Source organism: Apilactobacillus zhangqiuensis, assembly GCF_019656215.1.
In the GTDB taxonomy this organism is placed as follows: domain Bacteria; phylum Bacillota; class Bacilli; order Lactobacillales; family Lactobacillaceae; genus Apilactobacillus; species Apilactobacillus zhangqiuensis.
Window position 1 is genome coordinate 1 of the sequence record NZ_BPLK01000003.1, and the last position, 20,050, is coordinate 20,050.

General features: G+C 35.8%; 14 protein-coding genes, 10 tRNA genes, 1 riboswitch and 1 other annotated feature. Of the genes, 19 read left to right on the forward strand and 5 right to left on the reverse strand.

The window, feature by feature from the left end:
* Positions 1–3 precede the first annotated feature (3 nt).
* The 12 genes from K5Q07_RS02640 (at position 4) to K5Q07_RS02695 (ending at position 3,804) form a co-directional block, all read left to right on the forward strand.
* A tRNA-Glu gene (locus K5Q07_RS02640) sits at positions 4–76 on the forward strand.
* A gap of 8 nt (positions 77–84) precedes the next feature.
* Positions 85–157 (forward strand) — tRNA-Val (locus tag K5Q07_RS02645).
* Between the two features lie 18 nt (positions 158–175).
* A tRNA-Asp gene (locus K5Q07_RS02650) sits at positions 176–250 on the forward strand.
* Positions 251–306: 56 nt separating this feature from the next.
* A tRNA-Phe gene (locus tag K5Q07_RS02655) sits at positions 307–379 on the forward strand.
* Between the two features lie 5 nt (positions 380–384).
* Positions 385–470, forward strand: a tRNA-Tyr gene (locus K5Q07_RS02660).
* 1 nt (position 471) lies between these two features.
* A tRNA-Trp gene (locus K5Q07_RS02665) sits at positions 472–542 on the forward strand.
* 14 nt (positions 543–556) lie between these two features.
* A tRNA-His gene (locus K5Q07_RS02670) sits at positions 557–629 on the forward strand.
* 9 nt (positions 630–638) lie between these two features.
* Positions 639–710 (forward strand) — tRNA-Gln (locus K5Q07_RS02675).
* A gap of 18 nt (positions 711–728) precedes the next feature.
* Positions 729–799, forward strand: a tRNA-Cys gene (locus tag K5Q07_RS02680).
* Positions 800–820: 21 nt separating this feature from the next.
* Positions 821–904, forward strand: a tRNA-Leu gene (locus tag K5Q07_RS02685).
* A gap of 84 nt (positions 905–988) precedes the next feature.
* Positions 989–1,074: riboswitch (SMK box riboswitch) on the forward strand.
* Entirely contained in the window at positions 1,072–2,259 is a 1,188-nt protein-coding gene (gene metK, locus K5Q07_RS02690) for a methionine adenosyltransferase (RefSeq protein WP_220729440.1), read from the forward strand. It overlaps the preceding riboswitch by 3 nt.
* Positions 2,260–2,334: 75 nt before the next feature.
* A complete protein-coding gene (locus K5Q07_RS02695; RefSeq protein WP_220729441.1) occupies positions 2,335–3,804 on the forward strand; it encodes an MDR family MFS transporter in 1,470 nt (489 codons plus the stop codon).
* A gap of 21 nt (positions 3,805–3,825) precedes the next feature.
* Here the strand turns inward: K5Q07_RS02695 and mnmM are convergent, their stop codons facing one another.
* Positions 3,826–4,392 (reverse strand): tRNA 5-(aminomethyl)-2-thiouridylate-methyltransferase MnmM, encoded by a 567-nt coding sequence (mnmM, locus tag K5Q07_RS02700; protein WP_220729442.1) that lies wholly within the window; start codon positions 4,390–4,392, stop codon positions 3,826–3,828.
* A gap of 108 nt (positions 4,393–4,500) precedes the next feature.
* Positions 4,501–4,708: a binding site (T-box leader), on the forward strand.
* Positions 4,709–4,764: 56 nt separating this feature from the next.
* Between mnmM and leuS the strand changes: the two genes are divergently transcribed.
* The 3 genes from leuS to K5Q07_RS02715 all read left to right on the forward strand — a co-directional run bounded on the left by leuS (position 4,765) and on the right by K5Q07_RS02715 (position 9,639).
* On the forward strand, positions 4,765–7,182 hold the full coding sequence (gene leuS, locus K5Q07_RS02705; protein WP_220729443.1) for a leucine--tRNA ligase: 2,418 nt from the start codon (positions 4,765–4,767) through the stop codon (positions 7,180–7,182).
* Between the two features lie 126 nt (positions 7,183–7,308).
* Positions 7,309–8,961 carry a putative polysaccharide biosynthesis protein gene (locus tag K5Q07_RS02710; protein ID WP_220729444.1) on the forward strand — a complete coding sequence of 551 codons (1,653 nt, stop codon included), beginning with the start codon at positions 7,309–7,311 and terminating at the stop codon, positions 8,959–8,961.
* Between the two features lie 24 nt (positions 8,962–8,985).
* The gene (locus K5Q07_RS02715) at positions 8,986–9,639 is read left to right on the forward strand and encodes a YoaK family protein (RefSeq protein ID WP_220729445.1); all 654 of its coding nucleotides are present in this window, start codon (positions 8,986–8,988) and stop codon (positions 9,637–9,639) included.
* A 14-nt stretch (positions 9,640–9,653) separates the two neighbouring features.
* On the opposite strand, the gene K5Q07_RS02720 is transcribed toward K5Q07_RS02715, so the two are convergent.
* Complete coding sequence (locus tag K5Q07_RS02720) at positions 9,654–10,490, reverse strand: NAD(P)H-hydrate dehydratase (protein WP_220729446.1); 837 nt, start codon at positions 10,488–10,490, stop codon at positions 9,654–9,656.
* A 115-nt stretch (positions 10,491–10,605) separates the two neighbouring features.
* On the opposite strand from K5Q07_RS02720, the gene pepV reads away from it, so the two are divergent.
* Complete coding sequence (pepV, locus tag K5Q07_RS02725; protein WP_220729447.1) at positions 10,606–12,021, forward strand: dipeptidase PepV; 1,416 nt, start codon at positions 10,606–10,608, stop codon at positions 12,019–12,021.
* Positions 12,022–12,060: 39 nt separating this feature from the next.
* On the opposite strand, the gene K5Q07_RS02730 is transcribed toward pepV, so the two are convergent.
* Positions 12,061–12,693: a deoxynucleoside kinase gene (locus K5Q07_RS02730; protein WP_220729448.1), complete on the reverse strand. Its 633-nt coding sequence runs from the start codon at positions 12,691–12,693 to the stop codon at positions 12,061–12,063.
* Positions 12,694–12,798: 105 nt separating this feature from the next.
* Positions 12,799–13,170, reverse strand: coding sequence for a large-conductance mechanosensitive channel protein MscL (gene mscL, locus K5Q07_RS02735; RefSeq protein WP_034531247.1), 372 nt, complete (start codon positions 13,168–13,170; stop codon positions 12,799–12,801).
* 127 nt (positions 13,171–13,297) lie between these two features.
* On the opposite strand from mscL, the gene K5Q07_RS02740 reads away from it, so the two are divergent.
* Entirely contained in the window at positions 13,298–15,082 is a 1,785-nt protein-coding gene (locus K5Q07_RS02740; protein WP_220729449.1) for a S53 family peptidase, read from the forward strand.
* Positions 15,083–15,123: 41 nt separating this feature from the next.
* Here the strand turns inward: K5Q07_RS02740 and K5Q07_RS02745 are convergent, their stop codons facing one another.
* Positions 15,124–15,462 carry a hypothetical protein gene (locus K5Q07_RS02745; RefSeq protein ID WP_220729451.1) on the reverse strand — a complete coding sequence of 113 codons (339 nt, stop codon included), beginning with the start codon at positions 15,460–15,462 and terminating at the stop codon, positions 15,124–15,126.
* A 177-nt stretch (positions 15,463–15,639) separates the two neighbouring features.
* On the opposite strand from K5Q07_RS02745, the gene K5Q07_RS02750 reads away from it, so the two are divergent.
* Both K5Q07_RS02750 and asnB read left to right on the forward strand, forming a co-directional pair.
* The gene (locus K5Q07_RS02750; RefSeq protein ID WP_220729453.1) at positions 15,640–17,901 is read left to right on the forward strand and encodes an ATP-binding cassette domain-containing protein; all 2,262 of its coding nucleotides are present in this window, start codon (positions 15,640–15,642) and stop codon (positions 17,899–17,901) included.
* Between the two features lie 248 nt (positions 17,902–18,149).
* Positions 18,150–20,033: an asparagine synthase (glutamine-hydrolyzing) gene (asnB, locus tag K5Q07_RS02755; RefSeq protein WP_217303931.1), complete on the forward strand. Its 1,884-nt coding sequence runs from the start codon at positions 18,150–18,152 to the stop codon at positions 20,031–20,033.
* The last annotated feature ends 17 nt before the right edge of the window (positions 20,034–20,050 follow it).

The window sequence follows — 20,050 nt, forward strand, 5'->3', positions numbered from 1 at the left end:
TATGACCCGTTGGTCAAGTGGTTTAAGACACTGCCCTTTCACGGCAGTAACATGGGTTCGAATCCCGTACGGGTCATTATATTTGGAGGATTAGCTCAGTTGGGAGAGCATCTGCCTTACAAGCAGGAGGTCACAGGTTCGAGCCCTGTATCCTCCATTCCAAATATATTGGACTGGTTCGTTGGTCTAGTTGGTTTAGGACGCCTGCCTGTCACGCAGGAGGTCACGAGTTCGAGTCTCGTACGAACCGTTGTTGTCATTGACAACATAATTGAATATTTATCTATAGCAAAACATAAATGGTATGGCTCGGTAGCTCAGTTGGTAGAGCAACGGATTGAAGCTCCGTGTGTCGGCAGTTCGATTCTGTCCCGCGCCATTTATGGAGGGGTAGCGAAGTCTGGCTAAACGCGGCGGACTGTAAATCCGCTCCTTCGGGTTCGGTGGTTCGAATCCACTCCCCTCCACCATAGGGATATAGTATAATGGTAGTACAACGGTCTCCAAAACCGTTGGTGCGGGTTCAACTCCTGCTATCCCTGTTAATGTTGCTATGGCGGTAGTGGTGAAGTGGTTAACACATCGGATTGTGGTTCCGACACGCGTGGGTTCGATTCCCACCTACCGCCCTTTTTAATTGGGCTATAGCCAAGTGGTAAGGCACTGGACTTTGACTCCATTATGCGCTGGTTCGAATCCAGCTAGCCCAGTTGAATTCGAACTAAAATGGCGGTATAGCCAAGTGGTAAGGCAGAGGTCTGCAAAACCTTTATCATCGGTTCAAATCCGATTACCGCCTTTGGCTTCATTTTAATATTATGCCGGAGTGGCGGAATTGGCAGACGCGCTGGACTCAAAATCCAGTGATCGCAAGATCGTGTGGGTTCGAACCCCACCTCCGGTACTAATCAAAAAAGACTATCCGAAAGGGTAGTCTTTTTTGTATTTGTGATTACTTTAAAAAATATTAAAGTTATGATATTATTTTAAGAGTTATAAGCGTATTCCCGATAGGATTCACCTTGATAGTGAAGATGCCTTGTAACCAAATTAATAGGGGGAATCATTAAAATGCAAGAAAGACATTTATTTACATCAGAATCTGTTTCAGAAGGACATCCAGATAAAATTGCTGATCAAATCAGTGATGCTATCTTGGACGAAATGCTAAAGCAAGATCCCGATTCCAGAGTTGCTTGTGAATGTTCAGTAACTACTGGTTTGGTATTAGTTTTTGGTGAAATTACCACCAAAGCATACGTTAACATTCAAAAAATTGTTAGAGAAACTATCAAAGAAATTGGTTATGACAATGACCAATATGGCTTCGATGGTAATACTTGTGCAGTATTAGTCGCCATTGATGAACAATCACCTGATATTGCTCAAGGTGTTGATGATTCTCTAGAAACTCGTGACAGTAGTGAAGATGATCTAGATAAGATTGGGGCAGGTGACCAAGGTCTAATGTTTGGTTATGCGGTGGATGAAACACCTGAACTTATGCCACTACCAATTTCTCTAAGTCATAAACTAATGAGAAAAATTGCCGATCTAAGAAAAGATGGCACAATTCCATACTTAAGACCTGATGCTAAGGCCGAAGTAACTGTTGAATATGATGACAACAACAAGCCAGTTGCTGTTGAAACTGTTGTTTTAAGTACTCAACATGATCCAGATATTACTTTAGAACAAATTAGAAAAGATGTTATCGAACAAGTAATTAAGGCTGTTATTCCAGCTGAATTACTAAATGACAACACTAAATTCTTCATTAATCCTACTGGACGTTTCGTAATTGGTGGACCACAAGGGGACGCTGGTTTAACTGGTAGAAAGATTATTGTTGATACTTATGGTGGAGCTGCTCACCACGGTGGTGGTGCATTCTCTGGTAAGGATGCTACTAAGGTAGATAGATCAGCTAGTTATGCTGCAAGATACATTGCTAAGAATATCGTTGCTGCTAAGTTGGCTACTCGTATCGAAGTCCAAGTTGCATATGCTATTGGTGTTGCAAAACCTGTTTCAATTTCTGTAAATACTTTTGGTACTGCTACTGTTTCAGAAAATGACCTAATTAAAGCAATTAGAGAAATTTTTGATTTAAGACCAGCTGGTATCATTAAGATGCTTGACCTAAAACGTCCTATTTACAAAAAAACAGCCGCTTATGGTCACTTCGGTAGAACTGATATTGATTTACCTTGGGAACACACTGATAAGGTTGAAGAACTACAAAATTTCTTTAAATAATATATCTTAAAACGATAAAGACGATTTATTTGTAGAAAAGTACTTATAAATCGTTTTTATTTTGATGGAGGAACAATGAGTATTAATACGCAAAAGAACAATGTTTTATTAGTTACCATATCATTGTTTATCGCTACATTTATGAGTGCTGTTGAAGGAACAATTGTATCAACTGCGATGCCCACAATTGTAGGGGATTTACATGGTGTTTCAATTATGAACTGGGTGTTTTCAGTTTATTTACTTACCAATGCGATATCGACACCAATCTATGGGAAATTATCAGATCAATTTGGTAGAAAGAAGATTTTTATTTTTGGAATTGGGATTTTCCTAATTGGATCCATTTTTTCTGGAATGTCTAATTCAATGACTACACTAATCATTTGGCGCGCAATTCAAGGGGTTGGTGCTGGTGTGATTATGCCACTATCCTATACGATTGTTGCGGATATTTATTCAGATGAGAACAGGGGTAAAATTTTAGGATTAAATGGTGCTATTTGGGGAATTGCATCAATCCTTGCACCATTAATTGGTGGATTCATAGTTGATAGACTTAGTTGGCATTGGATTTTCTTCTTAAACGTACCATTGGGAATTCTTGCCATGATTATTTTTATGGTTAGTTTCCATGAAAAACACGTGTTTGTTAAACAATCTATCGATTACCTTGGAATGGTATATCTATCATTATTGTTATTATCATTGATGTACATCATTCAATTGATTAGTGATCTATCTGATAATTTACAACCAATTTCATACTGTATTTTCTTCTCAATATTATTATTGATATTATTTGTAAGAAAAGAACATTGTGCTGAAAACCCAATTATTCCGATGAAGTTATTGAAGAACAGAACCTTCGTTATTCAAAACATCATTGCATTTCTAATCAGTGGATTTTTGATGGGATTAGAAGTTTATCTTCCAGTTTGGACACAAGGTATCTTTGGATATCCCGCAACGCTTTCTGGATTAGCAATTACACCAACCTCAATTCTTTGGATCTTTGGTGCATTCGTTTCAGGATGGTTGTTATCTAGAATGAAGGCATTTTACGCTACAATTTTTGGTTTGTTCTTCATTTTAATTGCTGCTATTTGGGTGTTCTTACTTCCATTTACAGTTTCATTTGGCTGGTTCTTCGTAATTGCGGCAATTTGTGGAATTGGTTTTGGAATTACCATTACCAATGGAACAGTGATTTCACAAAATAGTGTTGAAAAATCAGATGTTGGTGTTGCTACTTCATTTAATACACTTTGTAGAATTTTTGGTCAAACATTGATTGTGGCCGTTTTAGGTATCGTGATGAATAGACAATTAACAATTGGAATTCTCCATACCGATGGCGCTAAAATGGATATGATTAATAAAATTGTTAATGTCAAAACTGCTCATTTAGTTCCTGATAAGTTAATGGAACCATTAAGACATGTAATTTACGATTCATTACATCAAGTATTTTGGATCTGCCTACTTATCGTTATTTTTGCGATAATTGTAAATTTATATGATCGTATTTTAGCTAAAAAGTAAAATAAAAAATTCCAACTATAATTAGTTGGAATTTTTTTGTATTGCCAATAGGATTGGTGGGCAATGAACTTGATTAATAAATTGATATTGCATAACAGAAAATGTTTTTTGATTTAAGCTTTGAGCATATTCAATGACGGCATCCTTTTCTTGTGGACCACCGGTGTGTCCGTAATATAGAACTAAGACGACAATTCCATTAATTTCAAGTTTATCTAGACATGCCTTAATTGCTACAAGGGTGGTATCTGGTCTGGTGATAATGCTTTTATCGCTACCAGGTAAATATCCTAGGTTAAAGATAGCGGCATTAATTGATTCGTCTACTAATTGATTAATGTTTTCGTGACCGGTATTAAATAGGGTGACGTTACTACTTAAATTTTTTTCATCTAATCTTTGTTTTGTGTATTCAATTGCTTCTTTCTGAACATCGAAGCCATAGACTTTTCCGTTTTCACCAACTAATTGTGATAAAAACGCAGTATCATTTCCTTTTCCAACAGTGGCATCAATGACTGTATCGCCATTTTGCACCAGTTGAGATAATAGGGTATGGCTATATCTAACGGATGGTTGAATTTTCATTATTGAACGCTCCTTAACTAATAACTATCAATAATTCTAACACATTTATTAATTGTCCTTGATTTTAATTCTTTAGACTGGTATATTTAAAATAATTAAATTACCGAATAGAAATTGTTGATACGAGGTAGTAGATTGACATTGCTTTTCAGAAACTAAATGGCTGCTGTGAATTTAGACCAATGTTAATTGAACTAGTCGTAGAGATCTTGACTGAATCTAAGTAGGTTAAGACGTTTTCCGCGTTAAGGACTTGAGATGTATCTATATTTTTATAGATAAACTTAGGTGGTACCGCGGAATTTTCGTCCTATAGGCTTTATAGCTTATAGGACTTTTTTTATTCGATAACTGATTAAAGGAGGAATTTTTATGGCTTATAATCACAAAGATGTTGAAAAGAAATGGCAAAAATATTGGGAAACTAATGAAACTTTTAAAACAACAAATGATGAAAACAAAGAAAATTACTATGCTCTAGATATGTTCCCATATCCTTCTGGTCAAGGACTTCACGTAGGACATCCTGAAGGATACACTGCAACAGATATCATGGCTAGATTTAAGAGAATGCAAGGAAAGAACGTATTACATCCAATTGGATTTGATGCATTCGGTTTACCTGCAGAACAATACGCATTAAAGACAGGTAACCATCCTGGTTCATTCACTCAAAAGAACATCGAACACTTTAGAGAACAAATTAAGTCATTAGGTTTCTCATATGACTGGGACAGAGAAGTTGATACTACTGATCCTAAGTACTACAAGTGGACTCAATGGATTTTCGAACAATTATACAAAAAAGGTTTAGCTTACGAAGATGAAATCGAAGTTAACTGGGCTCCAGACTTTATGGGTGGAACCGTTGTTGCTAACGAAGAAGTTATCGATGGTAAGACTGAACGTGGTGGATACCCTGTATACCGTGTTCCAATGAAGCAATGGGTATTGAAGATTACAGCATATGCCGATCGTTTAATTGATGACTTAGACGACTTGGACTGGCCAGAAAGCATTAAAGAAATGCAAAGAAACTGGATTGGTCGTTCAAAGGGTGCAAGTGTATTCTTTGGTGTTAAGGACCATGATGAAAAGATTGAAGTTTTCACAACTAGACCAGATACATTATTCGGTGCTGGCTACATTGTTTTAGCACCTGATCATGATTTAGTGGACAAGATTGCTACTGATGACAAAAAAGAAGCAATTGAAGCATACCGTAAGGAAGTTGCTACTAAGTCTGATTTAGAACGTACTGATTTAAACAAAGATAAGTCTGGTGTATTCACTGGTGCTTATGGAATTAACCCAGTTAATGGTGAACAAATTCCAATTTGGATTGGTGACTACGTTCTTTCATCATACGGAACTGGTGCTATTATGGCTGTTCCAGCACATGATGACCGTGATTATGAATTTGCCAAGAAATTTGATCTTCCTATCAAACCAGTTATCGAAGGTGGCGACATCAAAAAAGAAGCATACACTGGTGATGGTGTTCACATTAACTCAGACTTCTTAGATGGTATGAACAAGAAAGATGCCATTGATGCTATCGTTAAGTGGTTAGAAGATAACAATGCTGGTCATGCAAAGACTAACTACCGTTTGAGAGACTGGATCTTCTCACGTCAAAGATACTGGGGTGAACCAATTCCAGTTATTCATTGGGAAGACGGTGAAACTGGTTTAGTACCAGAAGACGAACTTCCATTGGTATTACCTGAAACTGATAACATCGAACCATCAGGTACTGGTGAATCACCATTAGCTAACATTGACGAATGGGTAAATGTTGTTGATGAAAATGGTCGTAAGGGTAAACGTGAAACTAACACTATGCCACAATGGGCAGGTAGTTCATGGTACTACTTAAGATACATCGATCCACACAATGATAAGATGATTGCTGATCCTGAACTATTAAAGAAATGGCTACCAGTTGACCTATACATTGGTGGTGCAGAACATGCTGTTCTTCACTTACTATATGCTCGTTTCTGGCACAAAGTTCTTTACGATTTAGGTGTTGTTCCAACTAAGGAACCATTCCACAAGCTAGTTAACCAAGGAATGATTTTAGGAACTAACCACGAAAAGATGTCAAAATCAAAGGGTAACGTTGTTAACCCTGATGATATCGTTGAAGAATACGGTGCTGATACATTGAGACTATACGAAATGTTTATGGGACCATTGACTGAATCAAAACCATGGAGTACTGAAGGTATTAATGGTGCGAACAGATGGGTCAACCGTGTTTGGAGATTAATGATTGATGACGAAGATAAACTTCGTGACAGAATCACTACTGTAAACGATCATAAATTAGATAAAATTTACAACCAAACTGTTAAGAAAGTAACTGATGATTACGAAAACCTTCGTTTCAACGTTGCTATTTCAAGCATGATGGTATTTGTAAACGAATGCTACAAGCAAGATAGTTTATTCCTAGATTACATGGAAGGATTCGTGAAGTTAGTCTCACCAATCATTCCACATATGGCTGAAGAACTATGGAGTAAGTTTGGTCATGATGAAAGCATTACTTATGCTAAATGGCCAGAATACGATGAAAGCAAGCTAGTTGATGACGAAGTACAAATCGTAGTTCAAGTTAACGGTAAGGTAAGAGCTCACATTAAGGTTGCCGCTGATGCATCTAAGGATGCTACTCAAGAAGCAGCTATGAGTGACGACAAGATTAAGGCAGATATTGAAGGAAAGACAGTTAGAAAGGTAATTGTTGTTCCTGGTAAGATTGTAAATATCGTTGCTAACTAAATAAAAAGAGTGATAATTTAACGATTATCACTCTTTTTTTGTGCCTTAAAGTGTTATGATATTGATTACGAGTAAAATATTGATTAAAATGAACAAGTTAGAGAAATTTGAAAGTGGGAATGCGATATGCATGAACAAGATAAAAATATGAAAGATAATTTAGCTCAAGATAAGATGATAGAGGGATCCGCATGGATGACTGCGGGAAGCATCTTATCAAGAATATTAGGAGCAGTATACATAATTCCTTGGAGTATAATGCTTGGGACATTGTATTTACAAGCAAACGCGTTATACGTTCAAGGATATAACGTTTATAGTTTAATATTAATTATTTCTATTGCGGGAATTCCATCTGCGATTGCAAAACAGGTTGCTCATTATAATGCCTTAAATGAGTATGGAGTCAGCGTCAGGTTATACAAACGAGGATTATTATTATCATTAATCACTGGAATTGTCTGTGCGTTGATTTTATATATCGGTGCTCCAGCATTCGATAATGGAAATCCTGATTTAATACCAGTTATGAGATCATTGTCATGGGCAGTATTAATTATTCCAACAATGAGTTTGACACGTGGATACTTCCAAGGATTCCAAGATATGGCACCTTCAGCTATTTCACAATTTGCTGAACAATTATTCCGTGTTATTTATATGCTGGTAGCCGTATTCTTCATCATCAAGATAATGAAGGGTAATTGGGTTACTGCGGTTTCTCAATCAACATTTGCCGCCTTCATTGGTTCAGTCGCTGGATTATTGGTTTTGGGATGGTACTACTTAAAGCGTCGTCGTTACTACCGTTCATTGGTTAAGAACAGTAATAATAAAATTCACGTGAATGCCAATAAATTATATGTGGAAATTATTCAACAAGCTGTTCCATTTGTTATTTTAGGTGCTGGAATTTCAATCTTCCAATTAATTGACCAATTTACATTCTTCAAGATTATGCATGTTGCAACTAATGACTCTAATCAAGTTCTAAATCAGTTATATGCAATCTTTGCTGGTAATGCTAACAAACTAATTATGATTACCATCTCGCTTGCTTCAGCAATGGCAATCACAGTTGTTCCATTATTATCAGAAGCTTACACCAAGGGTGATAAGAAAGAAATCAGCCACCAAATATCAAGTGGTTTTGTACTATTTTCATTCGTAATGATTCCAGCAGCACTAGGGATGACTGCAGTGGCAGGTCCATTAAACCGTCTATTCTATGGTACTGGAAATGGTGATTTATCAGCTAATGTTTTAGCATTTTCATCAATTATTTCAATCTTCTTCGGACTATTTACGGTAGTTACTGCAATGATGCAAGGAATTTCTCAAAACAAGGTTGCTGTTAGATTTTTTGTTTATGGAATTATTGCTAAAGTTGTATCACAATTCCCAATGGTATTCTTCTTCAAGGAATTCGGTCCGCTAATTTCTTCTGCAATTGGATTTATGGTCGTAAATGGATTGATTATTAGTTCATTGGATCGTCAATTCAAGATTAGAAGTGATAAGATGCTAACTCAAATTAATAGTATTGTACTTTTCTCACTTGTGACATATTTGGTTGCATTGGCAGCTGTATATGCCGGTAATATGTTTGTTGGTCTTGTTGGCAATCCATTCACCCGTGTTGGCAGCTTTATCGTAGTTTCAATTGCAACAGTATTGGGTGGAGTAGTATACGTTTACCTAGCACTAAAGAGTAGAATTGCTGATACCGTCATTGGTAGCAAGGCTGCTTCAATTAGAAACAAGTTGAATATTAAATAATAACTGAAAGCATGGGTAGTGATGATGAAAAATAAGGATATATTTACGCAGCCATTAGTAGCGATGCTATTAGCGATTACTAGTGGTGGTATTGATGCTTATACTTTTATCGAACAAGGCGGGGTGTTTGCTGGATTACAAACTGGAAATTCTATCTTGTTCGGAATTAGCTTAGCCGACCATGATTTTGCTCAATCTTTAAAGTACATCTTTTCAATTGCTTTTTTCGTATTAGGTATCTTAATCATAAAGGTAATGCAAAGAAAGATGAATTCAATCAATACTAGAAAAGTGACAATTATGTTTTACGAAATTGCAATCGTCTTGATTGTTGTTTTGTTAGTAAAGAGTGGGGCACATGTTTTAATCGTTGGATTACTATCCTTAGTATCAGCGGCTCAATTGCAAGAATTTAAGTTGTTAAAGGGAAATCCCTTTAATCCACTAATGATGACCGGAAACATTAGTAAAATAGCTAATAATGCCTATCTAGCATTAGTTGACCATGATAAAAAAGCGAAATCGTTATTGATTGATACAATCATGGTGATTACAAGCTTTATTCTAGGAACTTTTATCATGGGGTTCATTGATCATTATCTACATGCTTATGCGGTATTAGTAATCATTATGCCGTTATTAATGGTAATAATAATTAATTTTTTAAATCGTAAATAAAAAGACAGAATCAATTATGATTCTGTCTTTTTTTCATTTTCTTTCATGAATTCAGGAATATGTTCAATAATTTGAGTAGGAAGGACTACGTATTGTTTTTCGGCTAATTTATCTGCAATAGCACTATGAGCATACACGGCAGATAAAACAGCATCAGTAGTATTTTCGAACTGAGATACAAATCCAGTAATCATTCCAGCAAGAGTATCACCCATTCCCCCGGTCGCTTGGGCAGGAGTACCACCCGGGTTAACCCAAATGTCATCGTTATGATATACCTTGGTGTGATGTGATTTAACAACTACAGTCGCATTTAAATCTTTTACGGCTTTTTGATTATTTTCATCGGATTGGTCACTAATTTTAATCCCAGAAAGTCTTTGCCATTCCATTTGATGTGGCGTGAAAATGAGCTCTGCATCAGGAAGTGAAAGGTTGTGATTAGCAATCAATGTAATTGCCGATCCATCAATAATTAATTTTTGAGATGAATCAATGTTATTAAAGACAGTTTTTAAAATGGTAAGGCTATTTTCATCGGTGCCTAGGCCAGGACCAATTAGGACAACATCGAAACCATTAAGCATGGACTTAACACTGTCTAGGTCATTAAAGTCTACAAACATTGCTTCTGGAATATGGGTGTGAAGACTAGAAAGATTGACTGAATCAGTAAAAGTAGTTGTTAATCCCGCTCCAGAATAGACGCAGGCCTTAGAAGCCATAATAATAGCACCGCCAAAGTTATTAGTACCACCAATGATACCAACACGACCAAAGGTGCCTTTATGGCTATTATTTGGGCGTTTTATGATTGTGTTGTTAACGATGTCAGTTGAAATATATGTCATTTTAATTCCTCCCAAAGCTTTTGTCTTCAGTATAGCACTAAAAAATTAGGACTTCATTGATGTGTTTTAATTAGATTATGCTAAAATATATGGAAAGGTAAAGGAGGATTTCAAAATGATTAATTGGGATGAATTAGCTCAAGACTACAAAGAAGATTACCTAAAGGATTTAGCTGACTTAATTTCTATCGATAGTGAAAGAAATGATAACGAGGCTACTGATGAATTTCCTTTAGGACCTGGTCCAGCTAAAGCATTAGTAAAGTACTTAGAAATTGGTAAACGAGACGGTTTCACTGTTAAAAACCTAGATAACCTAGTTGGTTACATAGAATACGGTAGTGGAGATAAGACATTTGCTATTTTAGCCCATGCTGATGTTATGCCTGCCGGTGAAGGATGGGACAGCAATCCATTTGAAATGATGATCAAAGACGGTAAAGTAATTGGTCGTGGTGCCTCCGACGATAAGGGACCTGGTTTGGCTGCATACTATGGTCTAAAGATGATGAAGGATCAAGGAATTGAACCTAACTGTAAGATTCGATTCATTATTGGTACAGATGAAGAAAGTAATTGGACTGGAATGAAGCATTACTTCAAGTTAGAACCAGAACCAGATTTTGGTTTCTCTCCAGATGCTCAATTCCCAGTCATTAATGGTGAAAAAGGAAACACAACATTTGAAACTACATTTGGTACTAACCAAGAAGATTCAGCTGATTACTACCTAGCAAACTTCGATGCAGGACTAAGAGAAAACATGGTTCCAAGAGATGCGTTTGCTGAAATTAAGACTGCATTTAAAGATCAAATGGCAGAAGAATTTTCAACATTTATGCAAGATCGTAAATTAGATGGTGGTTCTGAAATTACCGAAGATGGAATTAAATTACATCTAATTGGTAAATCAGCTCACGGAATGGAACCAAGAAATGGTGTTAACGGTGGAACATTCTTAGCAAACTTCTTGCGTGGATATGATTTCTCTGGTGATGCAAAGAACTTTATTAAATTTGTTGCTGAATTCCTACATGGTGACTCACGTGCGAACAGAATTGGTGCTAACTACACTGACGAAATCATGGGTGATTTAACAATGAACATTGGTATTTTAAAGTTCAATCCAACTGATGGTGGTTTTGTAAATACTAACTTTAGATATCCTAAGGGGATTAGTGTTGAAACAATTGGTGATCACTTAAGCCAAGCTGCAAAAGTAATGGATGGAAATGTTAAGAATACAGACGACATGGTTCCACATTATGTTGATCCAAAAGACCCAATCGTAAACAAACTAATCAATGTTTACCGTGAACGTACCGGTAAGACTGAAGCTCAACCTCAAGTAGTTGGTGGAGGAACTTACGGTCGTATGATGAAGAGAGGGGTAGCATTTGGTGCTGAATTCCCTTGGACTGTAAACACAATGCACCAAGCTAACGAATATCAAGTCGTTGATGACTTATTATTAGCAATGGCGATTTATGGTCAATCAATTTTCGAATTAGGTACATTAGAAGATAACTAAATACAAAAAATCCCAAATCAAAATGATTTGGGATTTTTATTATCTGATTTTTTTAAGTTCTTCATCAATCATGTTTAAGACAATGTCGACGTTAGTGTCTTCTGATAGGTCGTATTTTTGAAGGTCAATCTTCATTTTTGGACTCTTATCGTATTCTTCATACCATTGTTTGTATGCTGACCACATGTGATAGTAGTATTCTTTTAACTTAGGATCGTTATCGAATTGTTCATAGTCACGGCCGCGCATCTTAATTCTGTGTAGAATGGTTTCAAAATCGGTTTCAGCATATACCATTAGGTCTGGAGCTTTTTTAGGAAGTTGATCTAATTCGCCCATCATCTTGTCCAATAATTCTAGGTAAATTTTCAATTCCATGTCTGAAATATTACCTTCAGCATTATTTTGTTTTGTGAAAAGGGCATCTTCATAGATTGATCTATCTAAAATGTTGTTGTCATCTGATAGAGCTTTCTTAATCATTGAAAAACGCTTGTTTAAAAAGTAAATTTGTAATAAGAATCCATATTGTTCCGGATTGTTATAGTACAAAGGCAAAACAGGATTTTCGCCAACTGGTTCATAGAAGGCTTTAGTGCCTAAATGTTTTGCAATTTTACCGGTCAAGGTTGTTTTACCAACACCAATCATCCCTGCTGTAATTATCACCATATTAACTCCTCATTTTTTGAAATAGTAATAATATTTTATCATATTTTAAAACCGAACTTAATATCAAAAAGAAAAACCCAGGTGTAAAAATACCTGGGTTTGTTGTTATTTGTTATTTTTTTGTTCTGAAAGTAAGTCACGGATTTCACCCAATAGGATGTCGGTCTTGGTATCCTTAGGAGTAGTATCGCGTTTTGAAACTTTGTTGTAAGTTCTTACAATCAAGAATACAACGAAGGCAACAATCAAGAAGTTAATAACATCGTTGATGAAACTACCGACTCTGAAGTGAGCTGAACCCACTGAGAAGACGATTGATGATAGGTTCATTTGACCCATGAAAATACCGATTAAAGGATTAATCAAGTTTGAAGTAAATGACTTAACAATGGTTGTGAATGCTGAACCAATGATTACACCAACAGCTAGATCTAAGACATTACCTTTAGAGATAAATGCTTTGAATTCTTTAAACAAATTGCAAACCTCCTTTCACTATGTAACTGTATTTAATACTAACATAAAAATTTATAAAGAATTGCTTAAATCAGTATACTTAAGATATTTTTAGTAATATTATGAAACTGAGTAAGGGGTGATACGAATGAATTATAGAAAAACAATTATTGCAACGCTAAGTGCATCTGTTTTATTGGGGACTGCGTTTAGTTTTAACGTGGATAGTCAAGCTAAGAAAACAGTACATAAGGTTAAAATTCATAAGAAGGCAAAAGCAAAGTCTAGTTCAGCTACCTCTAATTTTGCGATTGTTCTTAAAACAAGAAGTAATAGTAAGTTAGAAAGTTATGTTTTGACTAAGCACAAGAAGTTTTTATCTACCAAGCAGTTTGCCAATCGATATGGGCAAACTAACAAAACTGTTGCTGCAATTCAAAAGTATTTTAAAAAGTATCATATTAAGACTATCAAGTATGCCGGCAACCTGGTATTAAGAGGTTATGGTAGCAAGGCCAACATTCAAAAAGCCCTAAAATATAAACAACTTAGGGTTAAAGTGAATGGAAAGTTTGTCTACCGTCCAAATCATGAACCAAAGATGAGAGGTAAGCTTCAAAAGCACGTCAACGGCTACTTAGGTTTAAGTAATTATGATCACGTAAATAGTAATTCTGCTAAGAAAACCAGAAGTAAGGCAATGAAACGTAGTCCTAAGGATTTCGTTAAGCGTTACGGAGTATCTTCATTAAAGCAAGCCAAACGTGGTAACAAGCATAGTATTGGTATCATCTCATTTGGTGGATTTAAGAATTCCGATATCACTAGATTTTGGAAGAAGGTAGATGTTCCTTCAAGTATTAAACGTGTTCACGTTTACAAGGATGACTATGCATCAATTAAGTCACAAAGTGATGAAACTACGATGGATATCCAACAAGCTGGTGCGATTGCACCAAAATCCAACATTAACGTTTATATTTCTCAACCAACTATCTCTGGAATGGTAGAAAGTTTTGCTAGAGCCATCAGTGCTAATAAGTCTGACAGTTTATCACTAAGTTGGGGAATTAGCGAAGCTGAATTACAACAAATGATGAACGAAGGATTCATTCCAAAGAGCTATAACTCAATTATGAATAGCTTGTTATTACAAGGTGCGGCTCAAGGAATTAGTATCTTTAATTCAACTGGTGACAATGGTGCTTATGATGGTATTGAAGGTGGGGTAACTGGATTAACTGTTGAATCTCCAGCATCTTCACCATTCATTACAGCAGTTGGAGCCACCAGTGTGCCAATCAACTATACTGTCAACGGTCATAATGTAAAAATTGATAAGGAACGTGCATGGTCCAATGATTTCTTATATCCATACTTTAACAAGTTGAAACTATACAACAGTGATCAAAACAGCTTCTTAAGCACTTATTTTGTTGGAACTGGTGGAGGATTCAGTAAGTTTAACCAAACGCCTGCTTATCAACAAAATGTAAGTGGCGTAAATAGCTATAACGCTGTTCAATATTGGGATATGGATAGTGGCTACGCTAAACAATACGCAAAGCCATCCAAAACGTCTGGTACTGCAACAGGTAGAAACTTACCTGACATCGTAGCTAATGGTGATCCACAGACAGGATACACTGTTTTGTATAACAACCATTGGTTTACAGATGGTGGAACAAGTATTGTTGCTCCGCAAGTAGCAGCCGTAAATGCTTTGTTTGCTACTAGAGCAAATCATCGTTTCGGTCTATGGAATCCACAACTATATGCGTTCGCAAATAGTGTTAATTCGCCATTTAATACGCTAGATGCAGATAAAGATAACAGCAACTTATACTACACTGGCCAACCTGGTAAAAAGTATAACCAAGCAACCGGTTTAGGAACTGTTAACTACAAAAAGTTATATCAATTAATGAAATAAAAAAATCCATCCTAATTTGATTAGGATGGATTTTTTATTTGTTAGTCTAGTGGTTCGTTGATTCGTTCAAGCATTTCCTTAGCAATTAGGGCGTGCTTTGAATATTTCTTTAGTTGATGGGTAGTAATCTTGGAAGCGGTCATTTTTTCAAACGCTGCACTGTAATCGATTGCGACAGTATCAGCTGGAATCTTAATTGGATCTAAGATGCGCTTTTTGAAAGAATCACAAGAATCTTGATAAGCTTTTTGTAATCTTTCAACAGTTTCATCATAGCTGTGGGAGATTAAAGACTTTGCGAAACGAAAATCTTTACGACTGTATTTGTTGCAAATGAACATTACTAAACCAATCATTTTATCTTTTTTTTCTTCTGCCATAATTTCATCTTCTTTCGATTAGATATCGTGCCTATACTCTCATTATAGTATTAAAAAAATATTTTTCTCAAGAAAACAGATTAACTTTATAAATTCTTAATTATTAAACAAGATACATGCATTCAATACTTATAACCACTATAATTGTTACTATAAAGTGAATTCAGGAGGATTGAAATGCCAAATCAAGATTATATCGAGGTTCATAATGCTTTTCAAAACAACTTAAAGCACTTAGATATTAATATCAAGAAACACGCGATTACTGTCTTTACAGGACTATCTGGTGCTGGGAAATCATCGCTTGTTTTTGATACTATCGCCGCAAACTCTAGAAGAGAGCTGAACGAAACATTTCCTAGTTTCACACAACAATACTTACCTAAGTATGGAGCGCCACACGTTGGTAGAATCGATAATCTACCTGTGGCAATTGTGATTCAACAAAAGAAAGTTGGAAAGAACCCAAGATCAACACTTGCTACATACACTGGAATTTATTCATTGTTAAGACTACTATTCTCTAGAATTGGTAAGCCTTGGGTTGGATATTCTGATACATTTTCATTTAACCTACCACAAGGGATGTGTGATAAATGTCAGGGATTAGGATATATTGATCACATTAATCCGGATAAGGTAATTGATTATGATAAGTCATTAAATGAAGGGGCAATTACATTCGTAAGTTTTGGTCCTGGTACATGGCGCTGGAAGCGTTATGCATACACAGGATTATTTGATAACGATAAAAAGATTAAGGACTACTCCGAAAAAGAATTAAATGATTTACTATACGCTCCACAACATCATTTAACTGATGCACCAAAGGAATGGAAGAAGTCCATCTTATATGAAGGTGTGATTCCAAGAATTAAGCGTTCCATTATTGAAAGTAAGGAAGGAGAACACCACAAGGAAGCCATTCAAGAAATCGTTACTAGAACAGCTTGTGATAAGTGTCATGGTACTAAGTTAAGACCAGAAGTACTTACTTGTAAGATTAATGGTTATAACATTGCCGATGTCTTACAAATGGATTTAAACCACGTCATTGAGTTTTTAGATTCAATTGATGAAAAGTTAACCGTTGATTTATTGAGAGAACTAACTACCAAGATTCAATCATTAATCGATTTAGGGTTAGGATACTTAACATTAGATAGAAGTACTGACACATTGTCTGGTGGGGAAACACAAAGAATTAAGATTGCTAAGTACATGAACAGTTCACTATCAGATATGGTTTATATTCTAGATGAACCAAGTGTGGGATTGCATCCGGCTGATATCAAACTAATTAGTCATGCTTTGAAAAAATTAAAGGATAAGGGCAATACGGTTCTAGTTGTTGAACACAACCCAGAATTAATTCCAATCGCTGACTACGTCGTTGAAATCGGTCCTAAACCGGGTAAAGATGGTGGAAAGATTATGTTTAACGGAAAGTATTCCGATTTACTTAAGAGTGACACCATCACCGGCAAATTATTGCAAGAACCTTTATTATTTAAGCAAGCTAAGAAGTTTAGTGACACATTAGATTTGAAAGATGTTAACATTCATAATCTAAAACACGCTAACGTATCAATTCCACTTAATGCTCAAACCGTTATTTCAGGGGTTGCCGGTTCTGGTAAAAGTTCATTAATCCAAGCAGTTAAGGATAAACTAAAGACTGGATACATTGATTTAACCCAAGATGCCGTTGGTGTCAACATTAGATCAACACCTGCCACTTACCTAAATATTTTGGACGATATTAGAAAGTTGTTTGGGGATGCTAACAGGGTTTCAAGACAATTATTCAGTTATAACGGTAAGGGTAAATGTCCACTATGTAAAGGTCGTGGGGTTCAAATCACCAATATGGCCTTCATGGATCCAGTTGTTCAAACCTGTGAAAAATGTCATGGTAAGAGATATAGCGATGAAGCTTTACAATACAAACTAAATGGTTTGGATATTGCTGAAGTCTTGAACCTATCAATCAAAGAAGCAATTAAGTTCTTTGCTGAAGTTGCCGAAATTCACGATAAGTTGGTTAACATGCAAAGGGTTGGTTTAGATTACCTTTCATTAGGTCAATCACTTGATACTCTTTCAGGTGGGGAAGTTCAAAGACTAAAACTTGCACTACAACTTAATAAGACTGGAACAGTATACTTACTAGATGAACCAACCGCTGGTTTACACATGAAAGATGTATCAATAATGACTAATTTATTCGATGAATTAGTTGAAAAGGGTAATACCTTAATCATTGTTGAACATAATCTTTCAGTAATTAGTAAATCAGATTGGATGATCGACGTGGGTCCTAAGGCTGGTCGTTACGGTGGTGAAATCCTTTATTCAGGAACACCAAACGATTCTTTAGATGATGCTAAATCAGTTACCGGAAAAGCAATGAAAGAATACAATAATGCTCGAAAATAAAAGACGCGCTTAAGCGTCTTTTTGTTTTATATAAATTTATAGCGCTTTTTAGACGATTTCACTGGACAGAATAGTAGATATGATTATACTTAATAATATTAGTTTGTGTACTATATAAATTTGTATCGATGATTAAATTGCTATTTTTATGGCCTAAAATCTAAATATTTTGTTACAATAAAATAAGTACGATTAAAAAGTAACTAAAAATTATTAATACATTAAAAAAACAAAGGGGAATAAAACTTATGTGTGGATTTTGTGGATATGTAAATCATAAAGATGTGCCTAACGACACCATTGAAAAGATGGCTAATCGAATTAAGCATCGTGGCCCTGACGATGAAAAGTATTTCCAAGACGATAAGGTATCAATGGGATTCCGTCGTCTATCAATTATTGACTTAGCTCACGGTGGCCAACCACTATACAGTAAAGATAAGAAGAAAGTATTAACCTTTAACGGTGAAATTTACAACTACCAAGAAATTAGAGATGAATTAATTTCAGAAGGTTGGGAATTTGAAACTGACGTTGACTCAGAAGTTCTAATTCGTGGTTACGAAGCATGGGGTCCAAAACTATTGGACAAACTTCGTGGTATGTACGCATTTGTTATTTACGACAGTGCTAACAACGAAATCTTTGGTGCTCGTGATCATTTCGGAATCAAGCCTCTATACTACTACGACGATGGCGATGCATTTATGTACGGTTCTGAATTAAAAGCATTCTTATCAAACCCTGCATTCAAGAAGGAATTAAACCTAAAGCTTCTACCAATTCACTTAAGTTTTGAATTTATTCCATCAGCAGAAACAATGTTCAAGAACGTTTACAAAGTAATGCCTGGTACTTACTTCATTCACCACATCGATGAAAAGAAGACTGAAACACACAGATATTACAAGTTCAACTACGATCACATTGACGAATCACAAACTGTTGAAGAAGACGCTAAGAAGATTGAAGCAATTGTTAAGGACTCAGTTAAGGCCCACATGATTGCCGACGTTGAAGTTGGTAGTTTCTTATCAAGTGGTGTTGACTCAAGTTATGTTTTAAATGAAGCTTCAAAATTAAAGCCTATCAAGTCATTCTCACTTGGATTCAACGATTCTAAGTTCAGTGAATTGTCATGGTCAACTGACTTTGCTCAACAAATCGGTCAAAAGAACACACCAATTAAGATTACTGGTGATGACTACTTTGATTTCTTACCAACTATGATGTACTACATGGATGAACCACTATCAAATCCATCAGCTATCCAATTATTCTACTTAGCTCAAGGTACTAGTAAAGAAGTTAAGGTTGCTTTATCTGGTGAAGGTGCCGATGAATTCTTCGGTGGTTACAATACTTACCTAGAAGCAATTCCTTTTGAAAGATACCAAAAATACGTTCCTGGCTTCATCCGTAGCGCACTAGCTAAGATTGCTACTAAGATGCCTCGTTTCCACGGACGTCGTTTCCTAATTCGTGGTGCTCAACCATTGAGTGAAAGATACTACCGTGTTAACTACGTATACAACTACGATGACAGAAACAAGTTATTAAAAGATCCATCATTGAACGTTGATTCAGGTGCATACTCAAAATACATTTTTGACGAAGTGGCTGACAAAGACGAAATGACTCAAATGCAATACTTTGATATCAATGCATGGTTACCATTTGATATTCTACAAAAGGCTGACCGTATGAGTATGGCTAACTCTCTTGAAGTTAGAACTCCATTGGTTGATAAGAAGGTTGCTGAATTTGCTGCAACTATGCCAATTAAGACTCGTATCAACAAAGAAGGAACTAAGATTTCACTTCGTAAAGCAGCTGAACGTGCATTACCTGATAAGGTTGCTATGAAGGAAAAACTTGGTTTCCCATCACCAATTGCATCATGGATCAGAGAACCTAAGTTCCATGAAAGAATTGTGAGAGCATTTACTTCTGATGTTGCTGAAAAATTCTTTAACACTGATGAATTGTTAAGAATTCTAAAGGAACATGATGAAGGTAAATCAAGCATGCAAAAGATTATGACACCATACCTATTCATTCTATGGTATGAAGTATACTTCCCAGAAGATACTAATGCTGATACTATTAACAAGGTACAACTACAAGCATAATTTTTAAATCTTGATAT

Coding starts and splice junctions, on each gene's coding strand:
- pepV (WP_220729447.1), top strand. CDS start 10,606: ATGATTAATTGGGATGAATTAGCTCAAGACTACAAAGAAGATTACCTA.
- K5Q07_RS02730 (WP_220729448.1), bottom strand. CDS start 12,693: ATGGTGATAATTACAGCAGGGATGATTGGTGTTGGTAAAACAACCTTG.
- asnB (WP_217303931.1), top strand. CDS start 18,150: ATGTGTGGATTTTGTGGATATGTAAATCATAAAGATGTGCCTAACGAC.
- leuS (WP_220729443.1), top strand. CDS start 4,765: ATGGCTTATAATCACAAAGATGTTGAAAAGAAATGGCAAAAATATTGG.
- K5Q07_RS02715 (WP_220729445.1), top strand. CDS start 8,986: ATGAAAAATAAGGATATATTTACGCAGCCATTAGTAGCGATGCTATTA.
- K5Q07_RS02745 (WP_220729451.1), bottom strand. CDS start 15,462: ATGGCAGAAGAAAAAAAAGATAAAATGATTGGTTTAGTAATGTTCATT.
- K5Q07_RS02695 (WP_220729441.1), top strand. CDS start 2,335: ATGAGTATTAATACGCAAAAGAACAATGTTTTATTAGTTACCATATCA.
- mnmM (WP_220729442.1), bottom strand. CDS start 4,392: ATGAAAATTCAACCATCCGTTAGATATAGCCATACCCTATTATCTCAA.
- K5Q07_RS02710 (WP_220729444.1), top strand. CDS start 7,309: ATGCATGAACAAGATAAAAATATGAAAGATAATTTAGCTCAAGATAAG.
- K5Q07_RS02720 (WP_220729446.1), bottom strand. CDS start 10,490: ATGACATATATTTCAACTGACATCGTTAACAACACAATCATAAAACGC.
- K5Q07_RS02750 (WP_220729453.1), top strand. CDS start 15,640: ATGCCAAATCAAGATTATATCGAGGTTCATAATGCTTTTCAAAACAAC.
- metK (WP_220729440.1), top strand. CDS start 1,072: ATGCAAGAAAGACATTTATTTACATCAGAATCTGTTTCAGAAGGACAT.
- K5Q07_RS02740 (WP_220729449.1), top strand. CDS start 13,298: ATGAATTATAGAAAAACAATTATTGCAACGCTAAGTGCATCTGTTTTA.